Origin of the sequence: Chryseosolibacter histidinae (assembly GCF_018598225.1) — a bacterium.
GTDB lineage: Bacteria > Bacteroidota > Bacteroidia > Cytophagales > Cyclobacteriaceae > Chryseosolibacter > Chryseosolibacter histidini.
Genome location: NZ_JAHESF010000019.1, coordinates 1 through 17,432, shown reverse-complemented (window position 1 = coordinate 17,432; position 17,432 = coordinate 1). Strand labels below are relative to the sequence as shown.

Here is a 17,432-nt window from a genome sequence, read left to right as displayed (position 1 = left end):
TGTGTTTATGAGATTAAGGTCCAGAAAATTCGACCGCAAAAGTATGCAGATAAGTACGAAGTACAAAGGGTGATTTCGGAATTATTCCGGCAGTTTTTGGGGATACGAGGTCAGGGGGATGACGTCCGTTAGCCTTGAATTTTTTCAAAAAAAACCGGCTTTTTTTTATTGATAACTCCTGCCGGGCGACAGTTCTTTTAATTTTTAAGCGGACCATCCCTGAAACCCGCCGGTATCCCTGGAATCAGGCGGCGTCCAGCGCGATCCGGAAAGTGGTTCCCTGATTCTCTTCCGACGATTTTACGAAAATTTTGCCGTTGTGATAGGTTTCGATAATACGTTTGGCCAGCGTCAGCCCCAGCCCCCAGCCGCGCAGCTTGGTGGTAAATCCAGGCCTGAACACCATATCGATCTTTGACCGTGGAATGCCCTTGCCGGTATCGCTCACGTCTATAAACACCTTGCCCTCGCTGCCCCGCAGTATTTTGATGGCGATGGTACCCGAGCTGCCCATGGCATCCACGCCGTTCTTGCAGAGATTTTCGATCACCCATTCAAACAGCGGCGCGTGGGCCATTACCTGGATGTTGTCAGACAATGTAAAGATGTCCATGCGGATCTTCGATGACACCCGAGGCCTCAGGTAGCTCACCACGTTGTTGATGAGGCTTACCACATTTTCTTTTTTCAGCGTGGGCGCAGAGCCGATGCTGGAAAAACGTTCGGTCACGATCTTCAGCTTCTGAACATCTTTTTCAAGCTCTTCGATGATGCCTTTCTGCTTCATCTCCGGGTCTTCACGGATCACTTCAACCCAGGCCATGAGCGAAGAGAGGGGCGTGCCAAGCTGGTGTGCTGTTTCCTTGGCGAGGCCAACCCACACACGGTTCTGCTCCGCAGCCTTCGAATAGTTGAAGGCCAGGTAGCTGATGAATCCGAAGATGGCAATCACCGAAAGCTGGATGTAAGGATAGGCAATGAGTTGTGTGAGCAGCCACGAATTTTTATAGTACACTTTCTGAGTGCCGAACACTTCGTCGGTGTTGGGATCTTTCAGCGGGATGATGATAGGGTCGTAGGTATCGGCCATGGACTGCAGCTCGCGTTTCAGCTGAAGGTCGATGGCTTTCGCCGAACGTGTTGAATCGATGTCGAGGTTGCGGAAGTGCATCACTTTTTCGTTCTCATCCACAAGGATCGTTGGCACCGAGTTGTTCTTGTTGATGATCTCTTCCGAAACAAAAAGGATGTTGCTGTTGAGGCTTTCGTTAAGGGTGTATTCAATGGCCCTGGCAAAGAGCTGCACCTGCTGCCGTTCCCTTTGCTTCAGCTGATCTACCAGCACATTGGTGTAGTAAATGGAGCCGACGCTGATCAGGAAAGAAACGGCCAGCACCACCCACTTCAGCTTGGGATTGTTCTGATAAAAATCAGTAGTGGGTATCGCGGATTTCTTAGCCATTGGCTGGGAAAAGTAGTAAAAAAAAGTTGACAGTTGACAAAAAGACAATTGACAATGGTTGAACCGAAGTCCACGCCATTGTCAATTAAAAATGCGATTACGAGCTACAGCCTTGTCAACTGCCTGTTGTCAATTGTCTACTGATTAGCCTTTCTGCATAAACCACTTTACCAGCACCTTGTAATTCACTTTGGAGCCGTGCATGAGGATGCCCACGCGGTAGATCCTGGCGGCGATCCAGGTGGTGAAAATGAAACCGCCTATCAGCAGCACCTGTGAGAGGATTAGCTGCCAGAGCGGAACACCGAATGCCAGGCGCCCGACCATGGCCACCGGCGATGTGAACGGGATTATCGAGAACCAGAAGCTTGCCGGGCTATTGGGGTCGTTGAGGATGAACATGAACAATCCAAAATAACCGATGATGAGTGGAAGCGTGAGCGGGAAAGTGAACTGCTGCGCCTCCTGCTGCGAATCTACAGCAGAGCCTACCGCCGCGAACAATGCGCCATACAGTAAATAGCCGCCCAGGAAATAAAACGCGAAGTTGAAAATGATGGAGGCAAATGGAATCTGGTCTGCTGAATTCAGCAGCTTCGCCACCTTGCTGTTCTGCATCTCCTGTGCCACTTCTTCGTTCTGCTGCATTTGTTTGCTTACCTGCTCCATCGCCTGTTGCTGCGGCATCTTCAATCCAAACAGTGCCAGGGTGCCCGTGGAGAGCACAGTGATCAGGATCACCCAGATGGTGAACTGCAGCAGGCCTACCGCCGCGATACCCAGGATCTTGCCCATCATGAGCTGGAACGGTTTCACGGACGAGACGATGACCTCAACGATCTTGCTCGTTTTCTCTTCGATCACGCCGAGCATGATCTGCATGCCGTAGATGAGCACGAACATATAGATCAGGATGCCGAGGAAAAAACCGAGTCCGTAGAGAATGCCGATGTTGCTCTCTTTCTCCTCACCCGATTCGCTCAGGTTTACGTTGTTCAGACTTATGTTGGTTTTCAGTCCCTTCAGGATCTCCTTGTCGATGTTGAACTGCTCCAGCTTCAGGTCGTGGATCTTGGTTTCGAGCACGCCTTCAAGCTCTTCGATCTTGCGGATACTGGGATTTTCTTTCGTGTATAAGGTTATGCCTTCCGGCTTCGCAAGATCAAAGGGTGGAATGTACAGTAAGGCGAAGCTCTTCGATTTACTGAAAGCATTTTTTGCATCGTCCAGCTCGCCTGATTTGATAACGTAATTGTAGCGGTCGTTGCTTTGAAGCTGGATCTTGCCACTTTTATCGAGCACTTCAACGGTCTGTACCCCGGCGCTCTTTTCCTGCTCAACGGCCACATAGATCATAACGCCAATGATGAGCGGAAAGACCAGCGGGATCAGGATGGTGGCAATGAGGAAAGATTTTTTCTGCACGCGGTTGAGGAACTCGCGCTGGAATATCAACCATATCTTATTCATGATTTCCTCCTTTCACCAGGGTTATAAATATTTCGCTCATGGTAGGTATTTTTTCATTGAAGTTGTGGATCTCGGTTACCGTGATCAGATCCCTGATCAGCTGGTTCGCGGTGGCATCACCCGTAATGCGGATCACCGAGCGGTAATGGTCTTCTTCTATGCTCTTCTGGCTCGTAAGCTCATATTGCTGGCCGGGAAGGCTGAAGGTTCCCCGGTGGTCAACCACATAGGTGTTGTTGCGATAAGCATCTTTTACCTGTTTTTTGGAGCCTTCGAGAATGGTCTTCGACCGGTCTATCATGGCAATGTGGTCGCAAAGGTCTTCCACGGTCTCCATGCGGTGGGTGGAGAAGATGATGGTGGATCCTTTCTCTTTCAACTCGAGGATCTCCTGCGTGATCAGTTGTGCATTGACCGGATCGAATCCTGAGAACGGCTCGTCGAGAATGATCAGCCGTGGCTCGTGCATCACGGTGCTGATGAACTGCACCTTCTGCGCCATACCTTTGCTGAGGTCCTCAACTTTTTTGTTCCACCAGTCGGTGATCTCGAATTTCCGCATCCATACTTTACTTCTGTCGCTTGCGTCCTTGTACGAAAGGCCTTTCAGGCGTGCGAGGTAGATCAGCTGTTCGCCTACCTTCAACTTTTTGTAAAGTCCTCTTTCTTCGGGCAGGTAGCCGATGCTGCCGATGTGCTTTGGCTGAAGGCTTTCGCCGAAGATGCTGATCTGGCCGCTATCGGCAGCGATGATCTGGTTGATGATGCGGATGAAGGTGGTTTTGCCGGCACCGTTAGGTCCGAGCAAGCCGAAGATCTTGTTGTCTGGGATCGTCAGGTTTACTTTATCCAGGGCGGTGTGGTTCGTGTACCGCTTGGTAACGTCTTTCGCTAGTAATGCTTCCACTGGGTTTACGTTTATACCGCAAATTAGTGTATCGCCGCAACCCGGAAATTACAAGGATGTGATTTTAAATCGGGAGAAATAAAGGGATCAGTGACCGGCCTCTTTAAAAATGATGCTTCCCATAGAAACATCGAGGTCGAAGATCAGCGCGTTTTTAGCGTCTTTGCTGTAGGAGGCAGTAGCGAAGGTATTTTCACCTACTTTTTTCAGGGTTCCAGGCATTTTTACGCTGCAGAGCCATGAATCCTGGATCTTGACAAGTACGGGCGTTTGCGTGGAAGGCAGGATGATGACCAGGTTTCCGGCGCCTACACTTCCCTTGATCTTGTTGGTGATCAGGGGGGTATTGCTGAAATCAAGCATCATGTTGCCGAAACCGACATCAGCCACCATACACTTGGTGCGCGAAAGGTTGAGATTTTTAACGTTCAGGGAGCCCAGGTCTACCTTCACAGAGAACGTGTCCATATCCACCTGGTTTTCCATCGACATATAACCCACGTTCACGTCTGCACTGCCGGTGCTGATCTTCAGTTTTTTGATGGCCAGGCCGGAAAGGTCTACATGGGCATTGCCCATACCATAGTTAAGCTCCAGCAGGTACGGCTTGGTATCCGTGAGGTACATCTTCCAGAGCCGGTTGGCGGAAGAGGTTTCGGTATTGCCGAACATCTTAGTGGAAATGGATTGACCGATACCTTCTGTCTGGGTTTCTTCCAGGTTCAGATAGACCTCGCAGGTCTTTCCATGGATATCTTTACGGTAGTTATGAGAGTAGGACGATTCGTCCTGGTTGCTGAAAACATTGAGGATCTCAGTATTCTGGCTGGGTTTTATATAGCAATTACCACTATTAGCCCTCAAATGGAGCTTAATATTCTCGCAGGCCTGGGTGTTCTCCACGGTGAATTGCTTCTTGATCTGTCCCATCGCTCCACCCACCAGCGCAATTCCGCAAACGGTTAACCAAAAACTCTTCTGCATGCTGAATATTTACGTAGCTGCTACTTTTTAGTTACGAAGTGTAAGGTTATCTCTAGAAAATAAAGAAAAAACTCCTCCGGTAGGACTTATACGTAACAGCCGGCAAAAAGGTTTTAGTTGAAGAACTCCTTCATGCGTTCAAAAAAGCCTTTTTCATTGGCATCGGGGCTCGGTTCGAAGTTAGGCGACGTCCGCAGGCTTTCCAGCTTGGCGCGCTCTTCTGGAGTGAGCTTCTTGGGGGTCCAGACGTTGACATAGATCAGCTGGTCTCCGGTTTCGTATCCCTGAATGTCTTTCAGGCCCTTTCCACGGAGGCGGAGCACTTTTCCGCTCTGCGTTCCGGGATCTATTTTGATCTTTACCCTTCCGCCTACAGAGGGCACTTCCACGGTAGTACCGAGGGCGGCATCGATAAAGCTGATGTAAAGGTCATAGATCAGGTTATTGCCATCGCGTTTCAGCTGCTTGTCTTCCTGCTCTTCCACCAAAATGAGCAGGTCGCCGGCAACGCCTCCACCGGGCGCTTCGTTACCTTTTCCGCTCATGGAAAGCTGCATGCCATCGGCTACACCGGCAGGGATCTTAACGTTGATCACTTCCTCTTTCGATACGAGGCCGGAGCTGTCGACGCCGGCAGGTCTTTTATCAACGATCTGTCCTGAGCCGTCGCATGCAGAGCAGGTAGTTGCAGATACCATCTGACCGAGCATGGTGTTCACCACTTTGCGGATCTGGCCAGATCCCTGGCAGGTGGGGCAGGTTTTAAATGTCACACCTTCGGCCCGGGTAAGCCGGTGCACTTTAATTTTTTTCTCCACGCCATGAGCGATCTCTTCGAGCGTGAGCTTGAGCTTGATCCGGAGGTTGGAGCCCTTGCGCTGACGTCTTCCGCCACTGCGGGTGCCGCCTCCAAAGAAACTGTCGAACGGGCTGCCGCCACCGAAAATATCTCCAAACTGGCTGAAGATATCTTCCATGTTCATGGTGTGGCCGCCGTAGCTGCCTGCCCCCTGGCGTGCATGGCCGAACCTGTCGTACTGCGCGCGTTTTTCTGCATCGCTCAGGATCTCATATGCTTCGGCTGCTTCCTTGAATTTTTCCTCCGCTTCTTTATTGCCGGGATTTTTATCGGGATGGAACTGAATAGCCACTTTCCGGTAGGCCTTTTTGATCTCTTCGGGTGTGGCCGTTTTGTTTACTCCCAGTATCTCGTAATAATCTCTTTTTGTGCTCATGTGTGTGGATCGTATGTGCTGGTTACGGGGCATCAGCTGCCCACAACCACTTTGGCAAAGCGTACAACTTTATCGTTCAACAAATAACCTTTTTCTACAACGTCAACTATTTTTCCTTTCAGTGACTCGTCCGGCGCCGGGATCTGCGTGATGGCCTCGTGCATGTCGGTATTGAAGCTTGAGCCGGACTGAACATCCATGGGCTTCACGCCGTAAAGCTCGAGCACCTTCCTGAACTTGTTCTGGATCAAAAAGAATCCTTCAGCGTCTTTGTCATTTTTTTCCCTGAAGGATTTTTCGGCACGTTCAAAATCATCGGCTACGGGCAGGAGGGCCTTGATGAGCTGCTCATTGGCAGACTGCACCATCTCGAGCTTTTCCTTGGCGGTTCTCCTTCTGAAATTTTCAAACTCGGAATATAACCTGATGTATTTGTCTTTCGCCGAAGCAACTTCTTCTTTCAGTTTGCCTGCCTCATCCGGCTGCGGCTGCTCCGCCGGCTGGCCTGCAGCGGCCGAAGCGGCTGTATTTTCAGAGACCATTTCCTTGTTCTCCAGCTCTTCCTTGATCTGTGTATTATCCATGGTTGCCTTAAATGTTTACCAGTAAAAACCGCAAGTTGTCAATAACTCTGCCAAATACCCTTTTTGTGCCACTTTGACGTACAATTAGGCATTAATTATCAGGCATTAGGAAATTAATTCCGATCGATTGTAAAAAGTTCTGATATTTCCCCAATGCCTGATGCCCCGATCGCTATCGGGATCCCAATGCTGATCAATGAAGATTTTTCCAGATCAGGTCCTTGAGCTCGGTCAGGCCCTGGTTAGTGACCGCAGAGATAAAAACCGAAGGCAGCTCTTCGGGTAGCTCGCGCATGAGCTCAGCCTTCAGCTCGTCGTCCAGCATATCTGATTTTGACACAGCCAGCAGTCGTCTTTTATCCAATAGCTCCGGGTTGTATTTTCTCAGCTCGTTCAGCAAGATCTCGTATTCTTTTCTGATGTCGTTGGAATCGGCGGGGATCAGGAACAGCAGCAGGGAATTTCGCTCGATATGTCGAAGGAAACGGATGCCCAGGCCTTTTCCTTCAGCTGCGCCTTCAATGATGCCGGGAATATCGGCCATAACGAAGGAACGGTCGTCGCGGTAGGAGACCACGCCAAGGTTAGGGGTCAGCGTGGTGAATGCATAGTCAGCGATCTTGGGCTTGGCAGCCGATACCACTGAAAGTAAGGTGGATTTGCCGGCATTGGGAAAGCCAACGAGGCCTACATCAGCCAGCAGCTTTAATTCGAGGATGATCCACTCCTCAATGCCGGGTTCGCCGGGTTGCGCGTATTGAGGCGCCTGGTTGGTGGAGGTAGCGAAGAAGGTGTTCCCTTTTCCTCCACGTCCGCCCGGTGTGAGAATAAACTCCTGGCCGTCTTCATTGATCTCGCACAGCACTTCATCTGTTTCGGCGCGCCGGGCTACGGTGCCCAGCGGCACTTCCAGGATCTCGTCTTTGCCATCGGCGCCGGTCATGTTCGCAGCTTCGCCGGGTACGCCGCTGCTGGCGATCACGTGCTTCCGGTACTTGAGGTGCAGCAGTGTCCAAAGCTGGGCATTGCCTCTCAGGATCACATGGCCGCCCCTGCCGCCATTGCCGCCGTCAGGACCACCTTTCTGAATGAATTTTTCACGGTGAAAGTGCAGACATCCCGCGCCTCCGCGGCCGGAACGGGAATGGAATTTCACATAGTCGATAAAATTAGGGGATGCCACGCTTATCTGTTACAGCAACAAACTCTTATCAATCTCCCTGCAGATATTCTGAAAGATCTCTTCAACATTTCCCACGCCGATCACGGATGCATATTTGTTTTTCTGCTTGTAATATTCCGCCACGGCCACTGTTTCTGCTTTGTATACAGCGATGCGGTTATCGATCACTTCGGGTTTTGCGTCGTCGGGCCGATTCTCTTTCAGCGCACGTTCGGCCAGCCGCTTCCGGAGCTCCGGCTCAGGAACCACCAGCTCGATGAGCACCTTAATGGGCGCATTCTTTTTGGCGAGGAACTTGTCAAGCGCTTCTGCCTGCGGAATGGTTCTGGGAAAACCGTCGAAAATGGTACCCTGTGAATTTCCGCTCTCGCTGATCTTTTCATCAACCATATCGATCACGAGCTGATCAGGAACGAGGTTCCCTTTGTTCATGAACTCCTGTGCGAGCTTGCCAAGCGGTGTTCCTTCCTTGAGATGTTTGCGAAAAAGGTCTCCGGTGGAAATATGGATGAGAGAATATTTTTCAATAAGCTTCGGGCTTTGTGTGCCTTTGCCCGCACCGGGAGGGCCAAAGAGAATGAGGTTGATCATCGGGTGATAGCGTTAATGGTTTTGTTGGTTAAGCTGACGAAGATAAATAAATGACGGTTACAATGCATGGTTTTTAAAGGTCTGCCTTATAGATCTCCTTGTAGTTCCGGCCCAGGCCATCGTAATCGAGGCCATAGCCAAGCACAAATTCATTGTCTATATCAAAGCCAACGTACCTGACGTTGATGTTCTTTTCGCGTGCCGGCCTCTTGCGCAACAGGGTCACTACTTCAACAGACCTCACGCCCAGACCTTTCAGCTCGTCTACAAGCTTCAGTAGCGTGAAGCCTGTGTCAACGATGTCTTCAACGATAACGACATCCTGGTTGAAAAGACTTTCATCTACACCGATCAATGACTTCAGCTGCCCCGAACTGCTGGTTCCCTCGTAAGAGGAAACTTTCACAAAAGAAACACGGCAGGGTATGGTGATCCTTTTGATGAGGTCGGCGGCAAATATGAACGATCCATTGAGAACCGGCAGAAATACAGGCGGGTTGTCCTGATAGTCCCTGCTGATCAGCTCTGCCAACGATTGAACTTTCCGCAAGGTCTCAGGCTCGCTGATGAATTCCCGAAATTCCAGATCCCTGATCTTCATAGACGCCTTTTACTTTAATGCTGCCCGCCTTTCAGGCAGACAGGGCCGCAAAAATAACAGAAATTTCAATACGTGTCGTCCAACGCGAAATCATTCTTCCTGTACATCCATTGGCCTTGCGTGAAGTCAGGAAAGTCAACAGTTTCGCCGCCCAGCCGGATGGAGGTCTCAGACAGCGGTGTGATCACGCTCCAGGTCACGGCATCGTAGACATCCTGTGGTGTGGGCGCTTTCCTTTTCACGGCTTCGACGAAGGCGTTCAGCACAAACCAATCCATGCCACCATGGCCGGCGCCGGCAGCATCGTTACCGTATTTTTTCCAGAGCGGGTGATCGTACTTGTCAAGCCACGCCTTCGCGTCTTCCCAGCGATGCGCTTCCTTGCTCTCGCCTTCAACGTAAATGGATTTATTCACATCCATCCATATTCCCTTCGTTCCCTGCACGCGGAAGCCCAGCGAATAGGGCCGCGGAAGATTGGTGTCGTGCTGCAGTAAAATAGTTTCTTCATTGGCGCACTTGATCATGGTGGTGACGATGTCGCCGAGCTTGAAGTTGACTTTGGCGTTGGGGTGATCTTCGCCCGCGGTTTTCACCACGTAGTTGTGAAGGCCGCGTGCTTTGGTGGAAAAAGAAACGAGCTCGGTGAAACGGTTGCCGCGGTTGATGTTGATCATGGAGGCGATGGGCCCGATGCCATGGGTAGGATAGAGGTCTCCGTTGCGGTTTACGGAGTGCAGTGTGCGCCACTGTGCTTCGGAGAACGCTTTCTCTCCGAACTCGGCGCCGCCTCCGTAAGCTTTGTTGCCGTCGTTGAATTTCACTTCGCGCAGATCGTGCTGGTAGCCGCCCTGCAGGTGGATGATCTCACCGAATACATTTTGTCTTACCATGTTCAGCACAGCCATCACATCGCGGCGGTAGCAGACATTCTCCAGCATCATCAACGGCTTGCGTGTACGCTCGGAGGTATGCACCAGCTGCCAGCATTCTTCCACGGTCATGCCGGTGATCACTTCGCAGGCTGTATATTTTCCCGCGTTCATGGAGTCGAGACACATCACGGTGTGCCATTCCCATGGAGTGGCGATCACCACAGCATCGATATCCTTGTTCTCCAGCAGCTTCTTGTATCCGTAAGGTCCATCCATGATGATCTGCGGCATCGGCTTTCCTGATTTTTTCACAAGCTCTTTGCTCATGTCGATCATACGTTGCTGTACATCGCATATCGCCACCACTTCGGTATCGCTTCTTCTCAGGGCAAGCTCCAGGTGACTTTGCCCGCGCAGGCCCACGCCGATGAATCCGAGCTTCACTTTGGGATCTTTGTCTTTGGAGAAGAGAACGCCGGAGGGTATGATGGAAATACCGGCACCGGCCATGGCGGTTGTTTTGAGGAACGATCTGCGTGATGGTTTCATGTTGCTTACGGTTTTAAGGACGTTGAATCACAATTTAAGAAGAAGGCGTATCAGGCTCAGAGGTCTTTCATCAGCCAGGTGTAGAGCTCCAGCATACTTTTGATATCCTTCTTGTGCACTTTCTCATCGGGGGTGTGTGCGCCGTGCTGCGGTGCGCCTACGAAGCACCAGTCGATCGGATAAGGCGACAGCTGCAGCTCGCGGCCATCGCTGGAGCCCATACCTTCTACTTCGAGCTGGAAGTCGACCTTTCTTTTCCTGGCGATCTCGATGATGCGGTTCACAAAAAGTCTTCGGGGAAGATTGCGGTCGCGCATGGAGATGGCAACACCCTTGCCGTGCTCGACACCATCTGAAACCCAGGTGATGTCCGAGACGAGGGCTTGTTTCACCTGCCATTTTTCGTAGATGAATTTGGCCAGGTAAGGAACGGAGCCTCCGCCATGCTCTTCCCAGCAACTGAAGGCGATCACACCGTCTTGCAGGGTTTCGGCGAGCTTCAGCGCTATGTAAACACCGAGGCGGTTATCGAGGTAAGGTGTTTGGATGAAGGATCTGTCTTCGCGAAAATCGATCTTGTAAGTGAGGGTTGTGCCGCGTTCGATCTGCCTTCCGAATTTATAAAATGCGTGATTGTCTTTGTCGAAGTCGAGCTCACACTCGATAGGTCCCAGCGAGTCTTCGCCAACAAGCATGGTGCCTGTTTCGGCATCGGGGCTTCCTACCGGCAATAGTTGGTTGAAATAACGGACCGTGAATCCGATGCTGTCTATGTGCGCGAACACAGCCGTGCGTGGTTTCCCAAACGCCAGCACGATACAATCCTGGAAATCGTCTCCGTGATAGATCTCGGGTTTCACTTTCCAGTGTTTTTTTTCTTTCTGAATGTATTTCAGTAAAAAATCTTTCATGCGATACTCTTCGCCGGAAGGCGCATGGATCTCGCAAAGCTGTTTCAATAATTCCATACCGGCGCAATCTTGTTTTTTGCGCTTATTGATGCAAACAATGTTTCGAAAATTTGATTGCGGCAGGGGGTTCTTTTTATCTTTATTAAAATTCTATTATAAAAACGATACTGCATGATCTTTATACTCAACGACCAGGATACGATCGCCAACCAGTTCCTGCTACAATTGCGGGATGCCGGTATGCAGCAAGACCGTATGCGCTTCAGAAAGAACATGGAAAGGCTGGGAGAGATCATGGCGTACGAGCTGTCAAAAAAACTAACCTATTCATCGCACGAAGCTGTTACACCACTGGGTAAAAGCCGTATTAACATTTTAAAGGAACAGCCGGTAATGATCACCATTCTTCGTGCAGGCCTCCCGTTCTTTCAGGGATTCATGAATTTTTTTGATCAGGCCGACAGTGGATTTATCGGCGCTTTCAGGAAAGAAGATGAAAATCACCTGACAATAAAACTGGAGTATGTTGCGACTACTTCACTGGAAGGTAAGACCGTGATCCTGATCGATCCGATGCTGGCCACCGGTCGGTCAGTTGCAGACAGCGTCAGCGCTATTTTGCGGAACGGGAAACCTTATCACCTGCATATTGTTTCACTGGTAGCGGCGCCGGAGGGCATTGCTTACCTGAAGAAACATCTCATGCTCCCGTTCTCGCTCTGGACCTGTGCCGTGGATGAGAAGCTGAACGACCAGTATTACATTGTGCCGGGATTGGGTGATGCAGGTGATCTGAGTTATGGAACAAAACTCTGAGAAGTAAAAAGTCTTGTTTGGCTTTAACGAACTTTTATGTGGGAAGAGATCCTCAAAGCGATACCAATTTATTTTTTCTGTATGCTCAAGTTCATACTCGGGCCCACGGGTGGATATGCTGCCGGGTTGAACCTTGTTACCACTATTCTCACTACGGTGTTTGGTATGATGACGGTGGTGTTCCTGTTTACCTATTCAGGAAACTGGCTTCGTGAAAAAGTGCTCAACAGGTTTATCAAAAAAAAGAACAGGTCGGCTGCCAGTAATCAGCGCTTTGCTGCCATCTGGAAGAAGTATGGCCTGCCGGGTGTCGCGTTCCTGACTCCCCTCATTCTTACACCTATCGGAGGTACATTACTGGCCGTGAGCTCGGGAAGCCCCAAGGAAAAGATCATTTTTTATATGTTCATCAGCGCGGCCGTCTGGTCAGTGGTTTTCAGCGTGGCCATTTATTTTTTCGGCAACGAGGTGCTGCCTGATTTTATCAAACCAGGGTGAGTTTAAATGCATTTCCCGCTGATCATGCTGATTAACGCAGATCATACTTAATAAAGGCTTCTGCGTATCCCGATAGCTATCGGGACTGCGGCATCTGCGGGAACCTGGATTTTTTACTGTGTTGTTTCGTCAGGTAGTACTTCGATGTCTCTGATCAGTACTTTTTTGGCGATGGCCTGACCTGTTTTCGTCGCGGCGAGACCACCCAGTGCAGTTTCTTTATAACGGGTTTCCATGCTGGCGCCGATCTCTCCCATGGCTTCGATCACTTCGTCTACGGGGATCACGCTGCTCACATCGGCGAGGGCTATTTGTGCCGAGCTGTTGGCAATGGCGGCAGCGCTGGCGTTGCGTACCACACAAGGAACTTCTACCAGGCCCGCCACGGGATCGCACACCAGGCCGAGCATACACTGCACGGTGATGGCCACTGCATTAAAAACCTGGTCTGTGTTGCCGCCGAGGCAGTGAACGATGGCGCCCGAACCCATGGCGGCGGCTGTTCCGGTCTCTGCCTGGCATCCGCCTACAGCACCTGCAATGGAAGCTTTCTGCTCCATGATCAACGCAATGCCCGCGGAGATCAGCATGGCTTCGAGAATTTTACGGTCATCGATCTTGTGAATATCCTGAAGCGTGTAAAGCACACCTGGCATGATTCCACTGGCGCCTGCCGTCGGTGCGGCTACGATCCGTCCCATGCAGGAGTTCACTTCCTTGGCTGCCAGCGCCCTGGCGATCAGCTGCTGGAATTCTTTTGACAACACCGGGGTGGGATAACGAAATACTTTTTTTGCGCCGTTGTTGATCATACCCGAGCGCGAGGTCATGTCTTCTTCAAGGCCCGTGCGCACAGCGTCTTTCATCACGTCCCAGGCTTTGGCAAGGCCATCCCAGATCTCAGCTTCGGTGCGGTTCTTTTGTTCGCGCTCATACTCGATCACCACCGCCGACAGCGACAAGTTCTTTTCCTGGCAGTAGGTTTTCCAATCCTCGAACGATTCAAACAGAAAGGCCATAACAATTCAGTGATTTACAGGGGCGAAGTACGATCATTAAAATATTCCAAACAAGCTTTTTGCTTCAGTTCAAACGATTGAATAAAATATTTAGTTCACCTGATCGCAGCCAAAAACCTTATCGCTATTATTGAAGCTTCATGAAAAATCTGCTTCTGCCCGCACTCTTCTTTTGGTTTGCCCACGCTTCCGGCCAGCCGCAGAACTTCTGGCATGTGCTGGCGGAAGTACACTTTGTGAACGAGACCGACAAGAACGGTTATAGTGTGGAAAGGCCGGTCTTCAGCAAATACCTGAAGTCTTTTCAAGGCAAAAAGGTCAGGTTGAAAGGATATATGATACCGCTGGAGGAAACAGGAGGCAAGGGAAAGTTCATGTTGTCTGCCCTGCCTTTTAACATCTGCTATTTCTGCGGAGCAGCAGGGCCTGAGACGGTGGTGGAAACGGAGATCCAGCAGAGCATCAAATTCACTACAAAACAGATAGTCATGGAAGGCGTTCTGTTCCTCAACGACCGTGATCCCGATCATCATATTTACATTTTAAAATCCGCTTCGCTGATACCATGAAAAGAATCTTCCTGTATGCGCTGGTCTTAACTTCCAGTCTTTCAGTCTGCGCCCAATCTTCATCGCAATATGAAGGTACCATCAAATCGCTGTATGACCTTGAGCTCACGCAGGGGCAATCGTACTCCATGCTCGAATATCTTGCCACGCGCATCGGTGCCCGGTTGAGTGGCTCACCCGGAGCCGCCGCCGCGGTGGAGTGGTCGCGTCATACCATGGAAGATTTTGTCGACTCGGTCTGGCTGCAGCCGGTGATGGTGCCGCACTGGGTACGGGGACAGCAGGAGATCGCCAGGGTCATCAACTCGAAAAAGCAGGGCACCCTCGAACTTTCAGTGTGTGCGCTGGGCGGTGCCGTTGGAACGGGACCTTCGGGTGTTACCGCAGGCATCGTGGAGGTAAAGAATTTCGAAGAGCTCAGGCAGCTGGGTACGCGGGTGCAGGGCAAGATCGTGTTCTTCAACAGGGCCTTCGATGCCACCCGTATCAATACATTCTCAGCGTATATGGGCGCCGTAGATCAGCGTGCTGCGGGACCGTCTGAAGCAGCGAAGTACGGTGCCGTGGGTGCTATCGTGCGGTCTATGGGCTCCGGCATCGAAGCTTATCCTCATACCGGGGGACTGCGTTACGCTCCCAACATTCCTAAAATTCCGGCAGTAGCCATCAGCACCAAAGACGCGGAGCTGCTCAGCAGATTGCTGAAAGAAGAAAAAGACCTGCAGTTGTATCTCGAAACACACTGTGTAACGCTTGACGATGCGCCTTCCTTTAACGTGATCGGAGAAATAAAAGGAAGCACGCACCCTGACGAGATCATTGTGGTGAGCGGCCATCTCGATTCGTGGGACCTGGGGCAGGGTGCGCATGACGATGGCGCCGGCTGTGTGCAGGCAATTGAAGTATTGAGACTTTTCAAAGTGCTGGGCTACAAACCCAAACGCACCATCCGCGCGGTGATGTACATGAACGAGGAGAATGGTTTGCGCGGCGGCACGGAATATGCAAAGCAGGCCGAGAAGGCACAGGCACTGAAAGGTGGTAAAAAACAAAAACACATTGCGGCCATGGAGTCTGACCGCGGCGGATTTACACCGAGAGGTTTCACCATGAGCGCACCTGAAAATGTGAAAGCAAAGATCAGAAGCTGGAAACCCTGGCTCGAGCCCTACGGACTCACAGACTTCGACCAGGAAGGTGGTGGCGCCGACATTGGCCCGCTGGCCAACCTGAATGTTCCGCTCATCGGCTATCTCCCGGATTCACAGCGGTACTTCTCTTATCACCACACGGTGGAAGACACTTTCGACAAGGTGAACAAACGCGAGCTGGAGCTGGGTGCTGCCGCCATGGCTGCCCTGACCTACCTGATCGATCAGATGGGGCTGGAGTAGTGGAATAGTTTTGAGTTGTGAGCTGCTGGCTTCGAGAAGATCAGTCGGAGAGCAGGTCGAGTACGATCTTCCAGTGTTTGCCGTCTTCTTTCTTCCAGAAACGCATGTAGCTGCATTGCCTGGTTTTGGTGACGCCATCCACAACAAGCTCCACGGAGGCTTTACCGTAGACATAGGCGAGGTCATTGGATGATGCTGCCTCTCCATCCACGAAAGTGTATGTTACTTTTGATTGTTGCGTGCGGAGAAATTGTTGCACTTCGGCGCTGGTTGTAATGGGTTCCCGGCCTGCGCGATAGAGTCGTGCTTCGTTAGAAAGTTGTTTCTCATAGGCAGCATTTCCTTTTTGGGCCAGGTCGCTGATAAACTTCTGTTCAACTTTCAGCAATTCATCTTTTCCCGTTTTTGATACGCGCTTCGAAGGCTTTAATTTGATGGCAGAGGTTGTTAACGACGGCGTGGTTTTCGGTGCTTTGTGCGAGATGCCGATGTCAACGGCTACCTTCCATTCTCCCTGGGCATTCTTTTTCCAGATGCTGACAAACTCGCCAAAGGCCACCGGCGTTTCATCCGTGCGCTTGGGTCTGAACTCCCACGGCCCGGTGTTGTATCCGAAATCGCCGGAGGCGGCAATGTCTGAGTACACGGGGTACCAATACAGCCAGGTTTCATTCGGAGCTTGTTCTTCCAGGTGTTTTTTACCTTTGATCGGGCCCTTACCAGGAGCGGAGGTGATCACATCATCATTGAAAAAAGTGATAAAGGCATCGCGGGTATTTTTTTCTTTCGCCATCTGGCTGAAGGTGCGTTCTGCCTCGACAAGGCTTTGCAGGTCCTTATCTGAAAACTCCTGTGCATGACAGACGCCAATGCCCAGTAACAGGAACATACAGGTTTTCAGAACGTACTTCATATCGGTTTGAGTGTTATGTAAAATCCTGGCAAAGGAACTAACAACGCCGACACAATAACATCACCTTGTTGAAGGTATTTATAACTCGGCGGGACCGGTGATCTCGGCTTTTTCGAGGATATAGATCATCTTGTCGGGATCTTTGTCGTTGAGCTTCAGCACACCTTTTACCTCCATGGGTTTATCTGTGTAAGCGATCTCTTTCGTTAAAAAGACCTCAATCACCGATTCGGGGCCACCCACACCGCAGAAGAAACAGGCGTTGAGCGGCATGGATGATAACATGAGGTGGCTGCTCTTCATACCATTTTCGAACGGAACGATGTAGCCGGGTAATGTGACGGTTTTGCCGTTGAGCGATTTTGCGGCTGCGCTGAACACAGGCTTGTCATACTCGCCAAGTTTGTCAGTGGACTTCACGAATTCAATGTCATAAAGCTTCGGCCAGACCAAGGAAGGAAAACCTTTATAGGAATTCTTCTGTGCGTGTACCGCCAGGGATAAAAAGACACACGATATCAGTACTGCAAGCTTTCTCATTGTAATTGAATTTCAAGGATGACATCCTTTTTGAAGGATGTCATCCTTTTATAGTTATACAGACAACGGCTCGGGTTTGCCGGTGTATTCTTCAATGGGAAGACAGCTGCAGACAAGGTTTCTGTCGCCGTAAGCGTTATCCACGCGGCTTACAGAAGGCCAGAACTTCGCTTCGCGGATATAGGGCAGCGGGTAGGCGGCCTTTTGTCTGCTATAAGGTCTGGTCCAGCTATCGGATGTTACCACGGCTGCCGTATGGCTGTCTCTTCTACACCTCTCCGAGCCCACGAGACACGACGCAATCGCGGATGGCGGGGTGCGGGGGAAAAAA

The 17,432-nt window shown here is 50.8% G+C and carries 19 protein-coding genes; 4 read left to right on the top strand and 15 right to left on the bottom strand.

What is annotated here, in order from left to right; all coding sequences use genetic code 11:
• Positions 1-244: 244 nt before the first annotated feature.
• From KK083_RS18580 to KK083_RS18530, 11 genes are all read right to left on the bottom strand, one after another.
• A complete protein-coding gene (locus KK083_RS18580; RefSeq protein WP_254165953.1) occupies positions 245-1,462 on the bottom strand; it encodes a sensor histidine kinase in 1,218 nt (405 codons plus the stop codon).
• Positions 1,463-1,606: 144 nt separating this feature from the next.
• Positions 1,607-2,932, bottom strand: coding sequence for an ABC transporter permease (locus tag KK083_RS18575; protein WP_254165951.1), 1,326 nt, complete (start codon positions 2,930-2,932; stop codon positions 1,607-1,609).
• Positions 2,925-3,839 (bottom strand): ABC transporter ATP-binding protein, encoded by a 915-nt coding sequence (locus tag KK083_RS18570; RefSeq protein WP_254165949.1) that lies wholly within the window; start codon positions 3,837-3,839, stop codon positions 2,925-2,927. Before KK083_RS18570 ends, KK083_RS18575 begins: the two co-directional genes overlap by 8 nt.
• An 87-nt stretch (positions 3,840-3,926) precedes the next feature.
• The gene (locus KK083_RS18565; RefSeq protein WP_254165941.1) at positions 3,927-4,823 is read right to left on the bottom strand and encodes a toast rack family protein; all 897 of its coding nucleotides are present in this window, start codon (positions 4,821-4,823) and stop codon (positions 3,927-3,929) included.
• Between the two features lie 113 nt (positions 4,824-4,936).
• On the bottom strand, positions 4,937-6,058 hold the full coding sequence (dnaJ, locus tag KK083_RS18560; RefSeq protein WP_254165939.1) for a molecular chaperone DnaJ: 1,122 nt from the start codon (positions 6,056-6,058) through the stop codon (positions 4,937-4,939).
• A gap of 32 nt (positions 6,059-6,090) precedes the next feature.
• Complete coding sequence (locus KK083_RS18555) at positions 6,091-6,642, bottom strand: nucleotide exchange factor GrpE (protein ID WP_254165937.1); 552 nt, start codon at positions 6,640-6,642, stop codon at positions 6,091-6,093.
• A gap of 193 nt (positions 6,643-6,835) precedes the next feature.
• On the bottom strand, positions 6,836-7,825 hold the full coding sequence (gene obgE, locus KK083_RS18550; RefSeq protein ID WP_254165935.1) for a GTPase ObgE: 990 nt from the start codon (positions 7,823-7,825) through the stop codon (positions 6,836-6,838).
• Between the two features lie 9 nt (positions 7,826-7,834).
• Entirely contained in the window at positions 7,835-8,416 is a 582-nt protein-coding gene (locus tag KK083_RS18545; RefSeq protein WP_254165933.1) for an adenylate kinase, read from the bottom strand.
• A 73-nt stretch (positions 8,417-8,489) separates the two neighbouring features.
• Positions 8,490-9,017, bottom strand: coding sequence for a hypoxanthine phosphoribosyltransferase (gene hpt, locus KK083_RS18540; RefSeq protein ID WP_254165931.1), 528 nt, complete (start codon positions 9,015-9,017; stop codon positions 8,490-8,492).
• Between the two features lie 65 nt (positions 9,018-9,082).
• Entirely contained in the window at positions 9,083-10,441 is a 1,359-nt protein-coding gene (locus KK083_RS18535; RefSeq protein ID WP_254165929.1) for a Gfo/Idh/MocA family oxidoreductase, read from the bottom strand.
• A gap of 56 nt (positions 10,442-10,497) precedes the next feature.
• A complete protein-coding gene (locus tag KK083_RS18530) occupies positions 10,498-11,409 on the bottom strand; it encodes a M20/M25/M40 family metallo-hydrolase (RefSeq protein WP_254165927.1) in 912 nt (303 codons plus the stop codon).
• Between the two features lie 114 nt (positions 11,410-11,523).
• Here KK083_RS18530 and upp point away from each other — a divergent pair, with 114 nt between their 5' ends.
• Complete coding sequence (gene upp / locus KK083_RS18525; RefSeq protein WP_262899567.1) at positions 11,524-12,168, top strand: uracil phosphoribosyltransferase; 645 nt, start codon at positions 11,524-11,526, stop codon at positions 12,166-12,168.
• 81 nt (positions 12,169-12,249) lie between these two features.
• A complete protein-coding gene (locus tag KK083_RS18520) occupies positions 12,250-12,666 on the top strand; it encodes a hypothetical protein (RefSeq protein ID WP_254165925.1) in 417 nt (138 codons plus the stop codon).
• A 113-nt stretch (positions 12,667-12,779) separates the two neighbouring features.
• Here the strand turns inward: KK083_RS18520 and sdaAA are convergent, their stop codons facing one another.
• A complete protein-coding gene (sdaAA, locus tag KK083_RS18515; protein ID WP_254165923.1) occupies positions 12,780-13,685 on the bottom strand; it encodes an L-serine ammonia-lyase, iron-sulfur-dependent, subunit alpha in 906 nt (301 codons plus the stop codon).
• Positions 13,686-13,825: 140 nt separating this feature from the next.
• Between sdaAA and KK083_RS18510 the strand changes: the two genes are divergently transcribed.
• Complete coding sequence (locus tag KK083_RS18510) at positions 13,826-14,254, top strand: hypothetical protein (RefSeq protein WP_254165913.1); 429 nt, start codon at positions 13,826-13,828, stop codon at positions 14,252-14,254.
• Positions 14,251-15,648, top strand: coding sequence for a M28 family peptidase (locus tag KK083_RS18505; protein ID WP_254165911.1), 1,398 nt, complete (start codon positions 14,251-14,253; stop codon positions 15,646-15,648). The genes KK083_RS18510 and KK083_RS18505 overlap by 4 nt, the downstream gene beginning before the upstream one ends.
• A 40-nt stretch (positions 15,649-15,688) precedes the next feature.
• On the opposite strand, the gene KK083_RS18500 is transcribed toward KK083_RS18505, so the two are convergent.
• The 3 genes from KK083_RS18500 to KK083_RS18490 form a co-directional block, all read right to left on the bottom strand.
• On the bottom strand, positions 15,689-16,561 hold the full coding sequence (locus tag KK083_RS18500) for a nuclear transport factor 2 family protein (protein ID WP_254165909.1): 873 nt from the start codon (positions 16,559-16,561) through the stop codon (positions 15,689-15,691).
• A 78-nt stretch (positions 16,562-16,639) separates the two neighbouring features.
• Positions 16,640-17,101 carry a DUF3299 domain-containing protein gene (locus tag KK083_RS18495; RefSeq protein ID WP_254165907.1) on the bottom strand — a complete coding sequence of 154 codons (462 nt, stop codon included), beginning with the start codon at positions 17,099-17,101 and terminating at the stop codon, positions 16,640-16,642.
• A gap of 54 nt (positions 17,102-17,155) precedes the next feature.
• The coding region (locus tag KK083_RS18490) for a hypothetical protein (RefSeq protein WP_254165905.1) at positions 17,156-17,432 on the bottom strand (277 nt) is incomplete at its 5' end.